The organism is Roseibium sp. FZY0029 (genome assembly GCF_036350355.1).
GTDB lineage: Bacteria > Pseudomonadota > Alphaproteobacteria > Rhizobiales > Stappiaceae > Roseibium.
Map to the genome: position 1 here is coordinate 191,350 of NZ_JAZDVZ010000008.1, position 18,630 is coordinate 209,979.

The 18,630-nt window shown below is 60.3% G+C and carries 22 protein-coding genes; 17 read left to right on the top strand and 5 right to left on the bottom strand.

What is annotated here, in order from left to right:
* Positions 1–114 precede the first annotated feature (114 nt).
* The 10 genes from V1T76_RS22065 (at position 115) to V1T76_RS22110 (ending at position 9,328) form a co-directional block, all read left to right on the top strand.
* Positions 115–1,158: an ABC transporter substrate-binding protein gene (locus V1T76_RS22065; RefSeq protein ID WP_330562843.1), complete on the top strand. Its 1,044-nt coding sequence runs from the start codon at positions 115–117 to the stop codon at positions 1,156–1,158.
* 4 nt (positions 1,159–1,162) lie between these two features.
* A complete protein-coding gene (locus V1T76_RS22070) occupies positions 1,163–1,960 on the top strand; it encodes an ABC transporter ATP-binding protein (RefSeq protein ID WP_330562844.1) in 798 nt (265 codons plus the stop codon).
* Entirely contained in the window at positions 1,960–2,769 is an 810-nt protein-coding gene (locus tag V1T76_RS22075) for an ABC transporter permease (protein WP_330562845.1), read from the top strand. The genes V1T76_RS22070 and V1T76_RS22075 overlap by 1 nt, the downstream gene beginning before the upstream one ends.
* Before the next feature lie 77 nt (positions 2,770–2,846).
* Entirely contained in the window at positions 2,847–4,214 is a 1,368-nt protein-coding gene (locus V1T76_RS22080) for an FAD-dependent oxidoreductase (protein WP_330562846.1), read from the top strand.
* Between the two features lie 14 nt (positions 4,215–4,228).
* A complete protein-coding gene (locus V1T76_RS22085) occupies positions 4,229–5,395 on the top strand; it encodes a CaiB/BaiF CoA transferase family protein (RefSeq protein WP_031269506.1) in 1,167 nt (388 codons plus the stop codon).
* Complete coding sequence (locus V1T76_RS22090; RefSeq protein WP_330562847.1) at positions 5,392–6,168, top strand: enoyl-CoA hydratase-related protein; 777 nt, start codon at positions 5,392–5,394, stop codon at positions 6,166–6,168. Before V1T76_RS22085 ends, V1T76_RS22090 begins: the two co-directional genes overlap by 4 nt.
* A gap of 14 nt (positions 6,169–6,182) precedes the next feature.
* Positions 6,183–6,530 carry a 4Fe-4S dicluster domain-containing protein gene (locus V1T76_RS22095; RefSeq protein ID WP_330562848.1) on the top strand — a complete coding sequence of 116 codons (348 nt, stop codon included), beginning with the start codon at positions 6,183–6,185 and terminating at the stop codon, positions 6,528–6,530.
* Positions 6,527–7,390 carry a dihydrodipicolinate synthase family protein gene (locus V1T76_RS22100; RefSeq protein ID WP_330562849.1) on the top strand — a complete coding sequence of 288 codons (864 nt, stop codon included), beginning with the start codon at positions 6,527–6,529 and terminating at the stop codon, positions 7,388–7,390. The genes V1T76_RS22095 and V1T76_RS22100 overlap by 4 nt, the downstream gene beginning before the upstream one ends.
* A 14-nt stretch (positions 7,391–7,404) precedes the next feature.
* Complete coding sequence (locus tag V1T76_RS22105; RefSeq protein ID WP_330562850.1) at positions 7,405–8,841, top strand: aldehyde dehydrogenase family protein; 1,437 nt, start codon at positions 7,405–7,407, stop codon at positions 8,839–8,841.
* 10 nt (positions 8,842–8,851) lie between these two features.
* Positions 8,852–9,328: a deoxycytidylate deaminase gene (locus tag V1T76_RS22110; protein ID WP_330562851.1), complete on the top strand. Its 477-nt coding sequence runs from the start codon at positions 8,852–8,854 to the stop codon at positions 9,326–9,328.
* 38 nt (positions 9,329–9,366) lie between these two features.
* On the opposite strand, the gene V1T76_RS22115 is transcribed toward V1T76_RS22110, so the two are convergent.
* The 3 genes from V1T76_RS22115 to V1T76_RS22125 form a co-directional block, all read right to left on the bottom strand.
* Complete coding sequence (locus V1T76_RS22115; RefSeq protein WP_330562852.1) at positions 9,367–9,849, bottom strand: VOC family protein; 483 nt, start codon at positions 9,847–9,849, stop codon at positions 9,367–9,369.
* A 91-nt stretch (positions 9,850–9,940) separates the two neighbouring features.
* The gene (locus tag V1T76_RS22120; protein ID WP_330562853.1) at positions 9,941–10,615 is read right to left on the bottom strand and encodes a glutathione S-transferase family protein; all 675 of its coding nucleotides are present in this window, start codon (positions 10,613–10,615) and stop codon (positions 9,941–9,943) included.
* A complete protein-coding gene (locus tag V1T76_RS22125; protein ID WP_330562854.1) occupies positions 10,612–11,337 on the bottom strand; it encodes a DUF1428 domain-containing protein in 726 nt (241 codons plus the stop codon). The genes V1T76_RS22120 and V1T76_RS22125 overlap by 4 nt, the downstream gene beginning before the upstream one ends.
* 99 nt (positions 11,338–11,436) lie before the next feature.
* Here V1T76_RS22125 and V1T76_RS22130 point away from each other — a divergent pair, with 99 nt between their 5' ends.
* The 7 genes from V1T76_RS22130 (at position 11,437) to V1T76_RS22160 (ending at position 18,022) form a co-directional block, all read left to right on the top strand.
* Positions 11,437–12,096: a winged helix-turn-helix transcriptional regulator gene (locus V1T76_RS22130; protein ID WP_330562855.1), complete on the top strand. Its 660-nt coding sequence runs from the start codon at positions 11,437–11,439 to the stop codon at positions 12,094–12,096.
* A 119-nt stretch (positions 12,097–12,215) separates the two neighbouring features.
* A complete protein-coding gene (locus tag V1T76_RS22135; RefSeq protein WP_330562856.1) occupies positions 12,216–13,100 on the top strand; it encodes a MurR/RpiR family transcriptional regulator in 885 nt (294 codons plus the stop codon).
* A gap of 142 nt (positions 13,101–13,242) precedes the next feature.
* On the top strand, positions 13,243–14,499 hold the full coding sequence (locus tag V1T76_RS22140) for an ABC transporter substrate-binding protein (protein ID WP_330562857.1): 1,257 nt from the start codon (positions 13,243–13,245) through the stop codon (positions 14,497–14,499).
* A 67-nt stretch (positions 14,500–14,566) separates the two neighbouring features.
* Positions 14,567–15,436 (top strand): carbohydrate ABC transporter permease, encoded by an 870-nt coding sequence (locus tag V1T76_RS22145; protein ID WP_330562858.1) that lies wholly within the window; start codon positions 14,567–14,569, stop codon positions 15,434–15,436.
* Positions 15,426–16,235, top strand: a complete 810-nt coding sequence (locus tag V1T76_RS22150) for a carbohydrate ABC transporter permease (RefSeq protein ID WP_330562859.1) — start codon at positions 15,426–15,428, stop codon at positions 16,233–16,235. The genes V1T76_RS22145 and V1T76_RS22150 overlap by 11 nt, the downstream gene beginning before the upstream one ends.
* Positions 16,236–16,247: 12 nt before the next feature.
* Entirely contained in the window at positions 16,248–16,997 is a 750-nt protein-coding gene (locus V1T76_RS22155) for a glycerophosphodiester phosphodiesterase family protein (RefSeq protein WP_330562860.1), read from the top strand.
* Positions 16,994–18,022: an ABC transporter ATP-binding protein gene (locus tag V1T76_RS22160; protein ID WP_330562861.1), complete on the top strand. Its 1,029-nt coding sequence runs from the start codon at positions 16,994–16,996 to the stop codon at positions 18,020–18,022. Before V1T76_RS22155 ends, V1T76_RS22160 begins: the two co-directional genes overlap by 4 nt.
* 45 nt (positions 18,023–18,067) lie before the next feature.
* Here the strand turns inward: V1T76_RS22160 and V1T76_RS22165 are convergent, their stop codons facing one another.
* Positions 18,068–18,367 carry a CcdB family protein gene (locus V1T76_RS22165; RefSeq protein WP_330562862.1) on the bottom strand — a complete coding sequence of 100 codons (300 nt, stop codon included), beginning with the start codon at positions 18,365–18,367 and terminating at the stop codon, positions 18,068–18,070.
* A complete protein-coding gene (locus tag V1T76_RS22170; RefSeq protein ID WP_330562863.1) occupies positions 18,367–18,600 on the bottom strand; it encodes a type II toxin-antitoxin system CcdA family antitoxin in 234 nt (77 codons plus the stop codon). Before V1T76_RS22170 ends, V1T76_RS22165 begins: the two co-directional genes overlap by 1 nt.
* Positions 18,601–18,630 lie beyond the last annotated feature (30 nt).

An 18,630-nucleotide genomic window follows, 5' to 3' on the forward strand; every position in this document is an offset into this window, starting at 1 on the left:
GCATGTTTTTGCACTTTTTGCACCGTGGTTCTTCCCGTTAGAGTTCAATGTGAAGTCGGCAAGGGGAACAGTCGGCCACAAACCGCCCAATCTCAAATGAGGGGGACCAACAGTATGTCATACCTATTCTCGAATGGATTGAACCGCCGCTCTCTGCTCAAGACCATGGCCGCAGGCGCTGGTCTGGCAGGCGCCGGAACACTGGTAAATATCGTACCCGGCTTTGCCCAGGACACCTTCAAGGTCTCCATGCAGCTTGGCTGGCTGGCCGGCAACGGTAACCTGGGAGAAATTGCGGCCGACAAGCTGGGCTATTTCGCGGAAGAAGGACTGGAATTCGAAATCGTGCCGGGGGGGCCGAATGTCGATGGGGTTGCGTCCGTTGCGTCCGGGCGGTCCAATCTCGGCCAGGTATCTTCCAGCCCCTCTTTGATGCTGGCGCGTTCTGCAGGGATTCCGGTGAAATGTATTGCCGCCGGTTACCAGCAGCATCCCTACACGTATTTCTCGCTCAAGAAGAACCCGATCAAGACGCCGCAGGACATGATCGGCAAGACCATCGGCACCCAGGCAACCGGACGGATCCTGTTTCGGGCGCTTCTGGCCAAGAACGGCATCTCCGAGGACCAGGTCGAACTGAAGGTCATCGGCAGCGACATGGCACCGTTGCTGACGGGTCAGGTCGACGCGATCACCGGCTGGAAGACCAACGTCAACGCGCTTTCGATCTTGGGTGATCAGCGTGTCGACATGTCCCTGTGGGATGCCGGTATCCAGCTTTATGCCAATCCCTTCTACACCACGGACTCTGTGCTGAACGAGCATGGCGACAAGGTGCAGGCCATGATCCGCGCCATCTCGCGGGGCTGGGGCTGGGTTCGTGAGAACCAGGAAGAAGCCGTGAACTATCTGGTCGAGCGTCTTCCCAACCTGGACAGGGAAAGCGAGCTGAAGGCGGTGCCGCTGGTGGTCGGTTACTCCTTCAACGAAAAGACCGCCGAAAACGGTTGGGGCACCATGACCCGCGAAAACTGGCAGGCCCAGATCGAGACTTACGCAAATCTTGAGCAATTCGCGAACGGTGCGCCCGCCGTCGACGATGTCATGACGCTGTCGGTTCTGGAGAGCACCGCAGACACCCGCCCGAAGGTCGGTTAAGGCCATGGGTGCGGTATTGGAAAATCTGGAGGCAGGCACGATGGTGCCTGCAGCCAGCCTGCGCAATGCCTGGGTCAAGTTCGGTCAGTTCACCGCGATCCAGGACATCAGCCTGGAGATCGAGGCCGGAGCTTTCTATTCCATCCTTGGCCCGTCTGGCTGTGGCAAGTCGACCTTGCTTCGGCTGGTGTCTGATCTCATCCCGCCTGCGTCCGGCGACGTGTCGATTTTCGGCAAGACGACAGAAGCTGCCCGTCTGGCACGGGAATTCGCCTTCGTGTTTCAGGATGCAACGTTGCTGCCATGGCGCACGGCGCTGGAGAATGTCGAGCTGCCGCTGGAGATGGGCCGGAGCCGTGGGATCCAGATCCCCGTCAGCGACAAGTCGCCGATGGAGCTGCTCGAGCTGGTCGGCCTCAAGGGCCGCGAACACGCATTGCCGCACGAGCTTTCCGGAGGCATGCGCCAGCGTGTGGCGATTGCCCGTGCACTGGTCTGCAAACCGAAACTGCTGCTGATGGACGAGCCCTTCGGTGCGCTCGACGAAATGACACGCGACCACTTGAACCTTCAGCTTCTGAAAGTCTGGGAAGAAACCGGCGTGACGATCCTGTTCGTAACCCACTCGATCCCGGAAGCCGTATTCCTGGGGCAGAAGGTGTTGATGCTCAAGGCACATCCGGGCCGCTTGCACGAGATCGTTGAAATCGATCTGCCATATCCGCGCACCACCGAGGTGCGGGATACGGCTGAATTCACCCGATACTCCGCGCATTTGCGCAAACTTCTGGAGGCGTGTTGATGACCGCCGTCGACGAAACACTTGGCTTGCCGGTGGACGATGATGCTGCCGAAAAGGCCATCGCGCGCAGGGCACGGCTGACCGCCGTCGCAACGCCGGTGCTGACAGCGGTCGGGCTGATCGCCACCTGGGAAATCGGCGTTCGAGCCTTTGGCGTGCCGAGCTATATCGCCCCGACCCCGAGCGAGGTCGCAACGACGCTGGCGACCGAATTTCCGCAATTGATGCGGAACTTCTGGCCGACACTGTTCGAAAGCGTGCTTGGCTTTGTCGTAGGCAATGTGGCGGCAGTGCTGATCGCGGTGGCCTTCGTGCACAGTCGCATGGTCGAGCGGGCGTTTTTCCCGATCGCGGTGTTCATCAACACCATCCCGATCCTGGCCATTGCCCCGATCCTGGTACTGATCTTCGGAGCCGGACTGACCGCAAAGGTCGTCATCGCTGCCTTGATCTGTTTCTTCCCGACGCTGGTCAACATGGTGCGCGGACTTCAGTCGGTCAGCCCACAAGCACTGGAACTGGCACGGATCCTGTCCGCCTCCAAGTCGGAAGTGTTCTGGAAGATCCGTCTGCCGTCTTCACTGCCGTTCCTGTTTTCGGCGTTGAAAATCGCGGCAACCACCTGTGTCATTGGCGCCATTGTCGGGGAGTGGGTTGGTGCCGACGTCGGGCTCGGCGCGTTGATCATCGATGCGACCTTCAATTTCCGCTCCGCCTTGCTCTACGCGACAGTCTTCCTGTCGTCGGGCCTGTCGGTGCTGATGTTTGCCGCCGTTTCCATTGCAGAACGCATGATCGTGCGGTGGTGAGCCGGGTCTGAACCAAACGAAAACCTGAACTGAAACCGGGCCGTCGCTTGGCGGCCCAACGGGAGGAGTGCGCCGAAATGAGCACCAACACAACGCAGATTTCCATGAGCCGCAATGAGCAGGTTCCGGTCGTCGCAGATTGCGACGTGGTCGTCATCGGCGGAGGGCCCGCCGGTCTGAGTGCAGCCGTATCGGCTGCCAGAAACGGCTGCTCGGTGACCTTGCTCGAGCGCTACCACCACCTCGGCGGCATGGCCTCCGGCGGAATGGTTCTGGTGCTCGACGACATGGTCAACGAGGGCAATGAAATCGTCACGACGGGCATCGTCAACGAATTCGTCGACCGGATGTCGGCGCAGGACGGCGCGGTGTTTCCACCGCCGGAAGATTGTCTGACCAACTGGGAAATGTGGAAGAAGTGGTCCCGTTGGGGCTGCATCGATTTTCACAAGACCGGCATGCCGCAGCCGATCATTCACGCTGTTGCCTTCGATCCCGACTGCTGGAAACGGGTGAGCCTCGACCTGGCGCGTGAGGCAGGTGTCCATCTGCGCCTGCATTCCTGGTTCTCCGAAGCGCTGGTTGAGGATGGCCGTGTCACCGGCGTGATCTGCCAGACCAAGCTTGGCCGTCAGGCCGTCAAGGCGAAGATGGTGATCGATGCCAGCGGCGATCTGGATGTCGCTTCCTCGGCAGGGGCGTCTTTCCAGACCGGCCAGTACATCGTCACGACCGTGTTCCGCCTGTGCGACGTCGACACGGACAAGGCAGAAGCCTTCGAATTCGAAAATCCGGAAGAATACAAGGCCCTGGACCGTCAGGTGCGCCGGGTGATCGGCGGTGCCTGGGGCATGTGGTGGCTGAAGACGCCGCTGCCCGGTATCGTCTGGTGCAACTGCCCGCACATGCCCGGATATGACGGCTTGTCGCCGGAAGACATGCTGGGGGCGGAAATTGAAGGCCGCGAGCGCATGATGAAGCTGCTCGCCTTCGTGCGCGCCAATCTGCCCGGTTTCGAGAACGCCAAGATGCTGGGCGCCGCCGAACAGCTTGGCATTCGCCAGACCCGCCTGTTGCAGGGCGAATATGTGGTTACGCGGGATGACGTGCGCTCCCGCCGCCATTTCTCCGACAGTGTCTGCCGGGGCAGGGACTACTACACGCCCTATAGGGCTCTGCTGCCCAAGGGCATCGACAACATGATCGTTGCCGGCCGCCACTACTCGGTGGAAAGCGAAGCCCAGAAGCTTTCGCGGGAAATTCCGCCGTGCATGGCCCAGGGGGAAGCAGCCGGTGTCGCGGTGGCGGTCGCGCTGGAACAGAACTGTGCGCTGCGCGATGCCGACGTTGCAACCATCCAGAAACGCATGCGTGCCCAGGGCGCAGATCCTGGCGACATCCCATCAGCAAATGCGCTCGTCGAAGGCACCGTCGCTGCAGAATAAAAAGGATAACAAACGTGAATACCCAAGCTTTCCCACTCTCCGGCGTCCGCATTCTGGACTTTACACAGGTCATGCTGGGCCCATGTGCAACCCAGATGCTGGCCGACTTCGGCGCAGACGTCATCAAGATCGAGCGCCCTGGTGCGGGCGACCTGTCGCGGCACTTCTTCGACGTGCGGTCGGAAGAGGGCATGAACAATGCCGTCTTCTCGTCGCTGAACCGCAACAAGCGGTCTGTCGAGATCGATACCAAGTCCGATGAGGGCAAGCAGATGGTGTACGATCTGGTGCGCAACGCGGATGTGGTCGTCGACAATTTCCGCGCCGGTGTCATGGACCGGCTGGGCTTCGGTTATGACGCGCTGAAGGCCATCAATCCCCGCATCATCTGTGCGTCCGGAACAGGCTTTGGCGAGAAGGGCCCCTATGCCCACAAGGGCGGTCAGGATGTTCTGGCCCAGGCGATGAGCGGTGTCATGGAAAAGACCGCCGATCCGTCGATCGAGCGGTCCATCTATCCAACCACCTTGTGCGACTACACGGCGGGCATGCATCTGGTTCAGGGCATTCTGGCGGCCCTGCTGGCACGGACGAAGACCGGGCGCGGCCAGCGGGTTTCCGTTTCGCTCTACGATTCCATGATCGCGATGCAGATGCAGGAGGCCGCCCAGTGGACCAAGCACCGTGAAGTGCTGAACTGGGCCGCCATGCCCTTGACCGGTGTCTTTGACACCACCGATGGTGCTCTGGTAGTGGTCGGTGCCTTCAAGGCGAACCCGCTGCGTGACATCTGCACCGCGCTCGGCATCGAGGACCTTTCGCCCACCTATCCGGACCTCGCCAGCCAGCGTGCCAACAAGCCCTACCTGCAGGACCGTTTCCGGGCGGTGTTCGCAACCGACACGACGGCGCACTGGATTGCCAGGCTGGAAGAGCAGGACCTGCTTTGCGCGCCCGTTCGTGCGCTCGGGGAGGCACTTGAGGATCCGCAGACTGCCATCAACGGCATGCTGCTGGATTTCGACCATCCTGTCCTTGGCCCCTTAAGGGTCGTCGGGTCACCCGTGCACCTCAGTGAAGCACCCCTGAAACTGCGGCACGCACCGCCGCGCCTGGGTGAACACACCGATGAGGTCATTGCGGAGTTCGGCCTGCAGCAGGTGGCAGGGGCGGCGGAATGAGCGTCCTTTTCACCCTTGATAACCATGTCGCCCGGGTCGTCATTGACCGCCCGGAGCGCATGAACGCGGTCGACAGGGCAACCTCGGACGAACTGGAAACCATCTGGCGGAAGGTCGAAGCCGATCCCACCGTGCGCTGCGTGGTGTTGACCGGTTCGGGGGAACGCGCCTTTTCCGCCGGTGCGGACCTGAAGGATAATAACGGCCTGAGCGGGCTGGAATACTGGGCGTCCGCCAATCCGCTGGGGTTCGGTGGTATCGCCCTGAGGCGCTCGTTGAAAGTGCCGGTGATTGCCCGTGTCAACGGTTTGGCACTCGGCGGCGGCATGGAAATGGTTCTTGGTTGCGACATTGTGATTGCCAGTGAAACGGCCAGGTTTGGCCTGCCCGAAGCAAAGGTCGGCAACCTGCCGCTGGCTGGCGGGATGACGCTGCTTCAGCGTCTCGTCCCCCGAAACATCGCGGTCGGCCTGATGATGACCGGCCGGATGGCGAGCGCGGCGGAAATGGAGCGCTACGGGCTCGTCAATGCTGTCGTCCCGCAGGATGAACTCGATGCGGAGGTGGACCGCTGGATTGCCGACATTCTGGCAAGTGCGCCGCTGTGCGTGCAGGCGATCAAGACCACCGTACGCGAAACGGCAGAATTGCCGCCCGACCAGGCCCAGGCTGTGCGGTCGCCCGAATTGATCGCGGCCCTTACATCCGAGGATTCCCTCGAAGGGGTTCGGGCGTTCCGGGAAAAGCGCGCTCCAGTCTGGCAAGGCAGATGAGTTGAGAGATCAAGATGGCGCTGATCATCAAGAGCGAATGCATTGATGTGAAGGACGGGATCTGCACCACGTCCTGTCCGGTCGACTGCATCTATGAAGGCGAGCGGATGTTCTACATCCACCCTGAAGAATGCATCGAATGCGGCATGTGCGAGAGCATCTGCCCGGTCGACGCGATCCGCTACGACGACGAGGTGACCGGCGCGGACCGGGCGTTCATCGAGATCAACAAGGATGTTTTCCAAGCCCCGGACGGAGGACTGGTCTCGCCGGGCGGCTGGACCCGGGGCGACACGCCTTTCCGGGACCACCCAGCGGTGCGGGACTTTTGCAAACAAGATTTTGAGGAACAGACGACATGAAGGGGATTGTTGCGGCGGTGCCGACACCGCTTGATGCGCATGGCGCACCAGTGAAAGACGCCTTTCTGGAACATTGCGCCTGGGCACTGGCCAACGGGTGCGATGCCCTGAACATCCTGGGAACGACCGGTGAGGCGAATTCTCTCGGTCTGGCCCATCGCAAGCAAGTGATGGCCTGGGCAGCGGAGGCCTTTGACACAAGCCGGCTGATGGTTGGCACAGGGCTGACGTCACTTGACGACACGCTGGACCTCACGCGTGCAGCCGCCGACATGGGCTATGGCGTCGCGCTGGTCCTGCCGCCGTTCTACTACAAGCCTGTCACCGAAGAGGGGCTGGTTGCCTGGTACGAAGCTCTGGACCGGGCACTCGGCGACACGCCAATCGAGATCTATTTCTATAATTTCCCGCAGATGACGGGCTTGAAGATACCCTCGGATGTCGTTGAGCGTCTGGCAAAAGCTCATCCGAAACGGTTCACGGGTATCAAGGATTCTTCTGGCGATCTCGACTATTGCCGGGAACTTGTCCGGCGGCTGCCTGAGCTGAAGGTGTTTCCAAGTTCTGAAACGGCGCTCGCGGAGGGGCCCGGAGCCGGTTTCGCAGGTTGTATTTCCGCAACCGTGAACATCAGCGCGCCCCTTTGCGCGCAGCTTCTGCAAGACCCCGCAGACAAGGCACTGGCAAACCGGGTTGCCGGCATCCGGGCAGACATTGCTGCCCACCCGTTGGTTCCGGCGGTCAAATATCTTGTCGGTCGGCGCGCGGCTGAAAGTGCCTGGAACCGTGTCCTGCCTCCCTTTCAACATCTGGACGCTGCCGCATGCGGGTCTCTCGACCGCATTGCCGAAACCCTTTGAAACCGGAATTCCCAATGACAAAACACGACAATCTGATCGGCGGCAAATGGCTGCCTTCCAACACCTATTCCGAAAACCGCAATCCTTCGAATACCGATGATGTTGTCGGCCTTTATGCCCAGGGAAGCGTTGACGATGTCGACGCCGCCGTTGCGGCAGCGCGCAAGGCCGCGCCTGGCTGGGCAGCGGCAACGCCGCAGGCTCGCCATGATCTCCTGGAAGCGGTTGGGCGAAAGCTGGCGGAACGGGCAGAGGAATATGGCCGCCTGCTGTCGCGCGAGGAAGGCAAGACTCTGGCGGAAGGCATCGGCGAAACCATGCGCGCTGCGCAGGTGTTCAAGTTCTTTGCCGGTGAAGCGTTGCGCGTGTCCGGCGACCTGCAGGCCTCCGTGCGGCCGGATATCGACGTTGAAGTCACGCGAGAGCCGGTCGGCGTCATCGGCCTGATCACTCCCTGGAACTTTCCCATCGCCATTCCCGCCTGGAAGGCCGCGCCCGCGCTGGCTTATGGCAACTGCGTCGTCCTGAAACCTGCCGACCTGACGCCGGGCTGCGCTCATGTGATTGCAACACTGCTGAATGAATGCGGTTGTCCGCCCGGTGTCTTCAACCTGGTCATGGGACGCGGCTCTGTCGTTGGCGAGGCCATTGTCACCCATCCGGATGTCGATGCGGTTTCCTTCACCGGGTCCGTTGCCACGGGAAGCCATATCGCGGACGACTGCGGACGGCTGAAACGCAAGTGCCAGCTTGAAATGGGCGGCAAGAATCCGATGGTGGTGCTGGATGATGCCGATCTGGATGTCGCCGTCTCCGCGTGCCTCAATGGAACATTCTTTTCCACCGGCCAGCGCTGCACCGCGTCCTCGCGCCTGATCGTGCAGGCAGGCATTCACGACGCTTTCGTTGAGAAGCTGCAAGCAGCGATGCTCGCCCTCAAGGTGGGGGATGCGCTTGCTCCTGCGACCCAGATCGGTCCGGTGGTCGACGAAAAGCAGCTCTCCTCGAACCTTGCCTATGTCGAGCTCGCCCGCAAGGAAGGCGCAAAGGTGATTGGCGGAGAGCGGCTCGAACTTCACGTGCCCGGCTATTTTCAGGCTCCGGCATTGTTTCTGGAGACCACCATTTCCATGCGCATCAATCGGGAGGAGATTTTCGGTCCCTGCGGATCCGTCATCAAGGTGGCAGACTTCGAGGAAGCCATTACGGTCGCAAACGATACCGAATTCGGCCTGTCAGCCGGTATCTGCACCACAAGCCTGAAGCACGCCCGCGACTTCAAGCGACGCGTCAGGGCCGGTATGGTGATGGTGAACCTGCCGACTGCCGGTGTTGATTTTCACGTTCCCTTCGGCGGCACAAAGGGATCGTCCTTCGGCCCGCGGGAACAGGGCCGCTACGCGGCGGAGTTCTTCACCACGGTCAAGACAAGCTACTTGTTTGCAGGTTAGGAGAAGCACGTTGGACAGCAATCCCGGCAAATGGCGCAACCGGTTTCTCGGCCTGTGCGATCACATCGCACAATGGTCTGTAGATCGCGACTTCAAGGTGGGCGCGGTCATTGTCGGACCTGGCCAGGAAATCCGCGCAACAGGCTACAACGGCCTGCCGCGCGGGGTCTGCGGCACGGACGAAACCCGTCTCGACCGCCCGAGCGGCGAAAAGTTCTTCTGGGTGGAGCACGCCGAACGCAATGCGATCTACAACGCGGCCCGCGCGGGCGTCGCGCTTGCCGGCTGCACACTCTATGTCAACCGGTTCCCCTGCGCCGATTGTGCCAGGGCTATCATTCAAAGTGGACTGTCCTGCGTGGAATGCCCGCCCAGACCATCGCATGACGGCAAGCTCGATCACAGTTTCGAGGTCTCGGAGATCATGCTCAAGGAGGCCGGAATCAAGATGGCGCTGGCTGAGACGACCGCCGACAGCTCCAGCTGAAGCGAGGGGCCTAAGGAGGCTGCCCCGTCCGGGGGCTGTCAGTCGCCCCGGCGAGCAGCTTCGATGGCGGCCACGTCGATTTTCTTCATTCCCATCATCGCGCCAAAGGCACGCTTTGCTTCGCCACCACCCGCAGCCAGGGCTTCCATCAGCGCGCGCGGGGTGATTTGCCAGGAAATGCCCCATTTGTCCTTGCACCACCCGCATTCGCTTTCCTCACCGCCGTTGTCGACGATGGCGTTCCAGTAGCGGTCGGTTTCTTCCTGGTGTTCGGTCGAGACCTGAAACGAGAACGCTTCGTTGTGTTTGAACATGGGGCCACCATTCAACCCCAGACAAGGAACATCCATTACCGTGAATTCCACGGTCAGAACGTCGCCTTCCTTCCCGGAAGGGTAGTCGCAGGGGGCTCGGTGTACGGCCTTCACGGAACTGTCTGGGAAAGTTTCTGCGTAAAAGCGCGCAGCAGCCTCGGCGTCTTTATCGAACCAGAGGCAAATCGTGTTCTTAGCAATCGACATTGTTTCCATTCCTGGGGGTATACCGTCGCCCAAGAGGGCCCAGTACCAGCGGGCCCTGAACGGCGTGAAATGATCTGGCAGAAAGCCTTGGTCAGCCCGCGCTGCGTTCCGCTTGCGCGGCGTCCGCAGCTTGCCAATGCGCCATGTGATCCGCCATGGCTTTCTTGAAAGCTGGCCGGGACGTCGCCCGCTCGACGTAGGCTGCAAGACGCGGATAGTCCTCCAGAGCTTCTTCGGCCGCAACAACGCGCAGCACTTCCACCATCGCAATGTCGGTAATGCTGAAGTCACCGGCGAGCCACTCACTTTCGCCCAGAGCCTGTTGCAGTGCAGCCAGTTTGCTATCCACATCTGCCTTGGCGTGAGCTGTGACGTCCGCAGCCGGAGGAGGGCCAAAGAACTCGGGCACCCGCTCGGCCAGGATCATGCTGACCCAGTGCATCACCGACAATTCAACCGTATTCAGCGCTGCGAACAACCACTGCCAGATTTCCGCCTTCCGATCGTCGGGCAACAACTGTGTGCCTTCGCTAAGGTAGACAAGGATCGCTCCACTTTCGAAAAGCGTCCGCTCGCCGTCGCGGATTGCAGGTACTTGTGCAAATGGTTGCAGCATACGGTGTTCGGCGCTCTTGGGGTGCGCGGGCACTGTCGCAACCTGGTAGCACCGGTCGATCTCCTCCAGGCACCAGCGAACCCGCAGGTCCCTTACGAACCCACGGGGAAACTCCGGCAGCCAGTCGTAGGTGTAGAGGATCAGGGTCATGCCGCTTCCTCCGAGTCGAAGAGCAGATCGAAACCGGCCCACATCATCCGCTTTACGTCGAAAGGCATTGCGGACATGTCCATGTCAGCCATCCCCGCTTTCATTTCTTTGGCGGCGGCATCACATGTGGCCCGGTCCGGCCAGGCGACCCAGCTGAAGACGGGAACTTCCGTATCTTCCGCCATGGATGCCCTGTAGAAATCGGTCTTCTGGCCACGTGGAACATCCGTGCCCCAGTTTTCGATCATCCCGAGAGCGCCGAATTTTTCGAACATCTTCCAGCCTTCGTCCGCCATCTCGGTGTAGGTCTGCCTGTTCGTTTCGGGAACCGCCAGCACAAACCCTTGATAATAGCCAGCATCGCTGTGTTTGCCTGCCTCGTAGACAGGGGAAAATCCGCCGAAGATCATCCGGCTGCCATCGAAAGGCATCTCCGGGATTTCTTTCATGGCAGGGTCGTTCTGCATCTTTTTCCAGGAATCATCTGCAGCAGCCTTGTCCGGCCATTCAATCCAGGAAAACACGATTGCCTCATCCTCCTTGGCGTCGACGGCGCCGTAGAAGTCTGTGACCTTGCCCTTCGGTACATCAACGCCCCAGGTTTCGACCATGCGAGTAGCGCCGTAAGACTTGAACAGCGGCCAGGCCGCGGTGATGTGATCCGCATATTTCTGCTTGTTTGCCGCCGGAACAGCCGCTACCGCACCTGTGAAATAGGACATGGCGATCATCTCCTCCGTTTTGACGGGATGATGGGAACATCCCGGTTGCAGATTATCGTGACAGCGTTAGTATGAAAAAACAACTGTTAGTATGAAAAAATGACTAAAGAGACAAAAACAACAACACGCCTTCGATACGACGAGGGTTGCCTGGCCGCCCACGCCCTGAACCTGATAGGCGACAGATGGGCTCTGCTTGTTGTGCGCGAGCTTATGTTTTCAGCGAAACGCTTCCAGATGATCCGCGCCGGATTACCAGGCATAACCGCGAGCGTTCTGACCGGCCGGCTGGCCCAGCTCGTCGAGGTCGATGTCGTCGATCACGACGAGCGGTTGGCGGTGTATTCCCTTACGGAAGCTGGCCATGCCCTGCTGCCCGTACTTGAAGCGCTCTGCCGGTGGGCGTTGCTGGTGCCCGGTCACGACCCGACGCGTTTTATAAGCCCGTCTGCCTTGATGATATCCATGGGGGTCAACGTCGTTCCGGAGGCCGCGACGCAAAAGGACGCGCTTGCCGGTTTCGATTTCAAGGGCGAGGCATTCGAGATGCAGCTGATTTCCGGCAGGGTCCAAACCAAGGCGGTTTCCCGTGCTGACGCGCCCTTTGTGCTGTCGGCCAACGGTAACCAGATGGCCGCAGCTATTTATGGGTCTGTTCCGCTTGCGGATCTGATCGCCAAAGGCATGGTTGAGGTGTCGGGAGACGCGTCTCTTGCCGCTGAATTTGTCTCGCGGTTCAAACTGCAACGAAAGACCTGAGCCGGCTGGACGGTTTACAGCTTGTTTCGTCGCCCATGCCGCCGGCTGGGCATGGTTTTGTAATAAAAATTTCATCGAATTGTAGCCTGCAATTCAAATTGCAGGCCTAGAACGGCGGCATGTCAAAAGCTGCGCCATCTACCGGTTTCCTGTCCGATCTTATTACCCGCAACGCCTCCCGGCTGACGGGCTCCGATACACGGCTTCTCGATGTTCTGGTCAAGGATCCGGTCCGCGCCGCCATTGAAAACGGCAAGGAAGTGTCCCTTCGTGCGGGCGTGCATCCCGCCGCCGCTGTTCGTCTGGCCAAGCGGCTCGGCTTTGAGGGCTATCCGGAGTTCCGGGCCTACCTCCAGTCCAGTCTAGTCGACGAAGGCAACGATTTCGAGAACCCGGCCGCGCGGATGGCAGCCCGGCTGGTGCGGGCGGAGGAAGGGCAGGTGCTGTCGTCGGTGCTCGACAGTGAAATCGCGGCGCTTGAAGCCTTGCGCACTGCCGTACCCGACAGCGACATCCGCAGTTTCTCCGAAACCCTGCGGGACGCTCGCAAGATCTTCATTTTCGGCCGCGGCCACGCGGCTAGCCTGTCCTCATTGATTACCCTGCGCTTGCAGAGGTCCGGCTATGACGTGGCCGACCTTGGCGATCGCACGCATCATTTTGCGGAGATGCTGAACACGCTTTCGCCGGAGGATGTCGTCTGGCTGCTCGCCTTTCGCCGTCCGTCGCAACAGATCAGCGATGCAAACGGCATCGCGGCCATGCGCGGCGCAAAAAGGCTGGCGCTGACGGACCTGCTTGCCGCCCGCTTCGACCCCGCACCCGATCACCAGATCTGCGCCTCGCGCGGTGAGGCGGGCGAATCCCAGTCGCTGGTCGTGCCGATGACCATCGCCAATGCAATCATTCTCGATCTGGCCGGTATCGATGGGGGCAAGTCGATCCGTTCGCTGGAGGAATTCAAGGCCTTTCGTCAATCCCTGCCGCCTCGCTGGCGCAGGTAAACCCGCTTGCCAGGCTGAGCCTTCGTCATGGGGCGTGGCGGCATACGGGCATCACGGAACAAACCAAAAAAGACCGCCGTTCGAACCGGCGGCGAACTCTCATGCGCAAACGGAAATAGTTCACTCTGACAAGGATGACGTCATGTTGAAGAACTTGAAGAAACTGCTGCTGGCAGGTCTTATCGGCCTATCCGGCGGCCTCAGCGCCGCGCAGGCGGAAGTCACGGTTGAATTCTGGCACAGCTTTGATGGCAGCGGTGGCGAAGCGCTTGGCAAGATCATCGAAAATTTTCAGGCGGCAAACCCTGACATCAAGATAGATGCCCAGTTTATTGGCAACTACAACGACATCGTTACCAAGCTTCAGGCTGCCATTCCGGCGCGCCGGGCACCTGACGCCGTGATCATGGAAGTCACCCGCTACGGCCTCTTCGCCGACCGCGGCGTTCTGATGGATCTGACCGAGAAGGTCAACGCCGATCCGCTGAAGGACGACCTGTTCGATTTCGCCCGGGAAGTCGGCGTCTTTGAAGGCAAGAACTACATCGTGCCGTTCAATTCCTCCACGCCGGTTCTTTACTACAACAAGGAAATCTTCGAACGGGCGGGCTTTGCCGAAGAACCGGCTCTCAAGACCTATGATGATCTGCTGGCGGTTTCCAAGCAGATCACCGAGAAGCTGGGCGATGAAGGCATCACCGGCATTGCCGCACCGGGTCAGTTTGCCCGCTGGGGTCTGATCATGGACAACGACAGCGACCTGATCGACAGCAAGACCGGCGAAATCCTGATCGACAGCCCCAACACGATCGAAGCCTATGAATGGATGGCCTCGCTGGTGCATGAGCACAAGGTTGCCTCCGCCGACGGCGTGACCAAGGAAAACAACGGCAGGGACGCGTTTCTGGCCGGCAAGGTCGGCATCATGCTGAATTCGACCGGCAACTACGGCCGCTCCAAGAAGGCACTCGGCGATAACCTGGCGGTTCGTCCGATGCCGTGCAACAAGGTGTGTGCCGTGCCGATCGGCGGCGCCGGCATCGGCATCCTGTCTACTGCCGAAAAGGAAACCCAGGACGCTGCGTACAAGTTCATCAGCTTTGCCGCATCGCCTGAATCCAACGCCATCTGGTTCACCGGCACCGGCTACATGCCGATCAACAAGCACACGGCCGAGCAGCCGCTGGCAGCCGCAGCCGTCCAGGACAAGCCCGGCATCACGGTGGCAATCGACCAGCTCGACTTCGCCCGTGGCCGTCCGCGCCCGCCGGTGGTCACCTGGATGCGCGCAACCGAATACGACATGTGGGAGGCCATGGCCCTCGGTCAGCGTGAGCCGGCGGAAACGCTGAAGGATTTCGCCGAGCGGACCCGCAAGGAAGCCGAGCGGACCAACTGATCGCCCCTTTCTTCCGCCAAAAACACCGGGCTTCCCGCAGAAGCCCGGTGTCTCCGGAGCCTTTCAGATGCTGTCCCGCCTGACACCCTATTTTCTGGTTCTGCCGCTGATCTCCTTCATCGCGGTGTTTACCTACATTCCGATTGCCTCCAGCCTCAATCTCAGCTTTCGGGAATGGGATTTCCTGTCGCCGACGATGCCCCTGGTGGGCGTTGAGAACTACCGGCTGCTTTTCTCGTCCCACGAGTTCTGGAACTCGCTCAAGGTGACTGCAATCTTTGCACTCGTGTCCGTGCCGATCCGGCTGGGCCTCGCGCTTGTGGTGGCAAGTTATCTGGTGCGAGAGGCCTTGCCCTCGCGCATCCTGCGCGGTGCGCTGTTCCTGCCGTCCGTCACGTCCACCGTTTCCATCGCGGTGGTGTTCTCCTGGCTGTTTGCGACGGACTACGGCATGATCAATGCCTTCCTGCAAACGCTCGGTCTCGGCAAGGTTCCCTGGCTCCAGGACCCCCAGCTTGCGCTTGGCGTGCTGATCATCGTCAACACCTGGAAGCAGCTTGGCTACGATATCGTCATCTACATTGCCGGTCTCCAGGCAATCCCGCAGGAACTTTATGACGCCGCTGCCGTCGACGGCGGCAGAAAGGGCCGCGTCTTTCGCCGTGTAACCGTGCCGCTGGTGATGCCGACCACCTATTTTCTTCTGGTCGTCTCGGTGATCGAGGCGTTTCAGGTGTTCACCGTCGTGGACATCATGACAAAGGGCGGACCGGCGGGGGCGACCGACATGCTGGTCAACATGCTCTACCGTATCGGTTTCACGCTGTTTGATATCGGACAGGGGTCCGCACTTGCCGTCGTGCTTTTTGCGCTGCTGACAGCGCTGGCGCTTTTCAAGGCGCGGGTTCTTGGCCGGAGGGTGCACTATGAAGCCTGACAGCCGCCTTCTCGCGGGCCTTGCCCTGGTTGCAGGGCTTCTGTTTCTGTCGCCGGTTCTCTACTCGGTCTTCATGTCGTTCCAGACGGTGGACGGTTATTACACCGGCAAGGTCGAATTCACGCTGGAGAACTATGAACTCGCCATCGGGCAATACAATTTCGCCCGGTATCTGCTTAACAGCATTGTCGTTTCAGCATCCGTCACCGTCATCGCCCTGACCGTGTCGACAATGGCGGCCTTCGCCTTTGCCAGGTTCCGCTTTCCAGGTGGCAACCTGTTGTTTGCCGCCGTGGTGGCAACGCTGATGATCCCCAGCCATATCTCGCTGATCCCGAACTATCTCACCCTTGCAAAGGTCGGACTTCTGGACACCTATGCGGGGCTCATTCTTCCGGCGATTTCCAACGGCTTTGCGGCGTTCTTCCTGCGTCAGTACATCCGCGGAATTCCGGTTGCCCTGGACGAGGCAGCCTATATGGACGGCGCAACACCGTTGAAGGTGCTCTGGCGAGTGATCGTGCCAATTGCCCGCCCGGCGATCTTCTCCATGGGATTGTTCATCTTCATCACGGAATGGAACAACTACATCTGGCCGCTGGTCGCCGTCGGTGACAAAGATCTCTACACGCTCCAGATCGGCCTTGCGCGGCTTTATCGGGTTAATCCGAGCGAAGATGTCGTCAACTGGCCGCTGGTAATGGCGGCCTCCACCATCACAATTCTTCCCGTCCTGCTTGGTTTCATATTCGTCGAACGGCACCTGGTGCGTGGCATCACCATGGGCGCGATCAAATAAATGGAAGTTTCAATGACACGTATTGCATCCCACCGTGGCGGCACCCTTGAATTTGGCGACAGCACGCCGGCCGGTTTCACAGCCACCGCGCAGATGGCACTCGAGGAGGTCGAGTTCGACCTTCACCCGACCATGGACGGCGCCATCATGGTTCACCATGATGCGACCCTTGACCGGACCACCGACAGGACCGGTGCAATCTGCGAGATGAGCGAAGCCGAGGTCAGGGCGGCAACGATCGATTATGGCGCCGGTGGCCATCCGCTGTCGCTGCAAGAGCTCTGTGCGATTTACCGCGGAAGTTCGGTCGACTTCCGCTGCGAGATAAAGCCCGGGCCGGATCGCAGGCCCTACGCGGATTTCGTGCCGAAGGTGGCTGCATTGCTTGCGGCGGAAGGCATGCTTGAGCGCACGGTGTTTTCGTCCTTTCTGATCGAAACGCTTGATAACCTGGCCGAAGCGACGGACCGGCCGCGGCTCTGGCTCGTCAGTCCGCCGGTTCTGCAGCAGCTTGGAACCGCGGGTACGCTTGAAGTTGCCAAGGCACACGGGATCCCCGAAATCGGTGTTCAGGTCGATTGCGCGGACCAGGCGCTGATGGCCGCAGCCAAGACCGCGGGTCTTCAGTTTGGCTGCTGGGCGGCGCATAGCGCCGAGCAGATTGAAAGAGCGCTTCGGCTAGGTGTGAAGGTCTTCACCACCGACCGGCCGAGCCTTGCGGTTGAAATTCGCAAGGGGATGCAGGAGGAGCGACGGTCATGAGCGGTATCGAGCTGACGGACATCCGCAAATCCTATCCGGGCGGACCGGAAGTCCTGCATGGCGTATCGCTGGATATGCGTGCCGGGGAATTCATCGTCATCGTCGGTCCGTCGGGCTGCGGGAAATCCACGCTGTTGCGTCTCATTGCAGGTCTCGAAAAATGCGACCAGGGCGATATCCGGATCGGCGGCAAGCGCGTCAACGACGTTGCCCCGCAGGATCGGGACATTGCCATGATCTTCCAGAACTACGCGCTCTATCCGCATATGAATGTGCGCCAGAACATCGCTTTCGGTCTGGAACTGCGCGGCGTTGCCAAGGCGGAACGCAACGCCCGTGCCGAGGAAGTGGCGAGAACGCTGAAGCTGGAGCCTTATCTCGACAGAAAGCCGGGCGCTCTGTCCGGTGGTCAGCGTCAGCGGGTTGCCATGGGCCGCGCCATGGCCCGCAACAGCTCGATCTTCCTGATGGATGAGCCGCTGTCCAATCTGGACAACGCTTTGCGGGTCGCCATGCGCTCTGAAATCAAGGAGCTTCACCGGCAACTGGGGGCGACGGTCGTCTATGTGACCCACGACCAGAGCGAAGCGCTTTCCCTCGCGGATCGGATCGCGGTTCTGAAGGATGGCGATCTGCTTCAGTTTGATACGCCCGGCGCCATCTACGACAGGCCGGCAAATCGCTTCGTTGCCGGGTTCCTGGGCATGCTGCCGACAAATTTTCTGCCCATAGAAGCCTTGCCTTTCTGGCCCGGCAAAACGGGCCTGACCGTCGGCATGCGGCCGGAGCATATGAAGGTTCACACATCATCGCCACAGGCCGCTGCGATACCGGCCCGGGTTGTCTTTTCCGAGATGACCGGCGCCAATCTGGTACTTCACTGCGAAAGTGACGTCGGCAGGCTGATCGTCACTGCGCCGCGCCAGGATATGGCCGGTGGCGATGAAACGGTCTGGATCGGCTATGACACCGATCAGGCCATTTACTTCGACGCGCAAAGCGAGACCCGGGTGGACATGGCTTGAGCGAGGAGGGGCGCTTTTGCGCGAATGCCCTTGCTTCTGCGGCAGTCAGAACCCCTGGAAGAGAGTATCCAGGGCGCGAGTGATTTCGGCGAAGTTCTCATCGAGGCTGCCGATCGGGTCCCCAAGGAGGGACACCGACACGGCGGCCAGGAATTGGGTTGCCATGACGTAGTCCTCGCCCTCCCAGCTGAAGACCGGGTTCAGGTAGGCTGCGGGAGCCGGGGCACGTGACCTTGGCAGAAGCGGCACGACAACACGCGTGTTCAGACTTTCCAGAAGGTCGGCCTGCACGTCCAGCACCAGCACGCGATCCGGTCTCAGGCGGTAGAGCTGATTTCTGGCCATTAAAACAGGCGACTTGTTTCGAGCGGCAATCCGTGTTGGTCGACAAAGTCGTTGGAGCTGTTCAAGGCTGCCTGATTTTCCTGTTTCCAGCGTTCCGCACGGGCTTGCGATACTGCGCGACGGATGCCTTCCTCGGCCGCCTGGGAGATATTAACGCCCAGTTCTTTTGCCGAACCGACGAGGGACATATCGATGGTCAAATTAGTCGCCTTGCGAGGGTGAACGCGTGCCATTGTGTTTCCAAACCAGTCCAATCCTGATGA

Bases quoted from the DNA above. Each gene is read 5' to 3' on its own strand.
- V1T76_RS22065 (WP_330562843.1), top strand. From the start codon at position 115: ATGTCATACCTATTCTCGAATGGATTGAACCGCCGCTCTCTGCTCAAG.
- V1T76_RS22070 (WP_330562844.1), top strand. From the start codon at position 1,163: ATGGGTGCGGTATTGGAAAATCTGGAGGCAGGCACGATGGTGCCTGCA.
- V1T76_RS22075 (WP_330562845.1), top strand. From the start codon at position 1,960: ATGACCGCCGTCGACGAAACACTTGGCTTGCCGGTGGACGATGATGCT.
- V1T76_RS22080 (WP_330562846.1), top strand. From the start codon at position 2,847: ATGAGCACCAACACAACGCAGATTTCCATGAGCCGCAATGAGCAGGTT.
- V1T76_RS22090 (WP_330562847.1), top strand. From the start codon at position 5,392: ATGAGCGTCCTTTTCACCCTTGATAACCATGTCGCCCGGGTCGTCATT.
- V1T76_RS22095 (WP_330562848.1), top strand. From the start codon at position 6,183: ATGGCGCTGATCATCAAGAGCGAATGCATTGATGTGAAGGACGGGATC.
- V1T76_RS22100 (WP_330562849.1), top strand. From the start codon at position 6,527: ATGAAGGGGATTGTTGCGGCGGTGCCGACACCGCTTGATGCGCATGGC.
- V1T76_RS22105 (WP_330562850.1), top strand. From the start codon at position 7,405: ATGACAAAACACGACAATCTGATCGGCGGCAAATGGCTGCCTTCCAAC.
- V1T76_RS22115 (WP_330562852.1), bottom strand. From the start codon at position 9,849: ATGTCGATTGCTAAGAACACGATTTGCCTCTGGTTCGATAAAGACGCC.
- V1T76_RS22120 (WP_330562853.1), bottom strand. From the start codon at position 10,615: ATGACCCTGATCCTCTACACCTACGACTGGCTGCCGGAGTTTCCCCGT.
- V1T76_RS22125 (WP_330562854.1), bottom strand. From the start codon at position 11,337: ATGTCCTATTTCACAGGTGCGGTAGCGGCTGTTCCGGCGGCAAACAAG.
- V1T76_RS22130 (WP_330562855.1), top strand. From the start codon at position 11,437: ATGACTAAAGAGACAAAAACAACAACACGCCTTCGATACGACGAGGGT.
- V1T76_RS22135 (WP_330562856.1), top strand. From the start codon at position 12,216: ATGTCAAAAGCTGCGCCATCTACCGGTTTCCTGTCCGATCTTATTACC.
- V1T76_RS22140 (WP_330562857.1), top strand. From the start codon at position 13,243: ATGTTGAAGAACTTGAAGAAACTGCTGCTGGCAGGTCTTATCGGCCTA.
- V1T76_RS22145 (WP_330562858.1), top strand. From the start codon at position 14,567: ATGCTGTCCCGCCTGACACCCTATTTTCTGGTTCTGCCGCTGATCTCC.
- V1T76_RS22150 (WP_330562859.1), top strand. From the start codon at position 15,426: ATGAAGCCTGACAGCCGCCTTCTCGCGGGCCTTGCCCTGGTTGCAGGG.
- V1T76_RS22155 (WP_330562860.1), top strand. From the start codon at position 16,248: ATGACACGTATTGCATCCCACCGTGGCGGCACCCTTGAATTTGGCGAC.
- V1T76_RS22160 (WP_330562861.1), top strand. From the start codon at position 16,994: ATGAGCGGTATCGAGCTGACGGACATCCGCAAATCCTATCCGGGCGGA.
- V1T76_RS22165 (WP_330562862.1), bottom strand. From the start codon at position 18,367: ATGGCCAGAAATCAGCTCTACCGCCTGAGACCGGATCGCGTGCTGGTG.
- V1T76_RS22170 (WP_330562863.1), bottom strand. From the start codon at position 18,600: ATGGCACGCGTTCACCCTCGCAAGGCGACTAATTTGACCATCGATATG.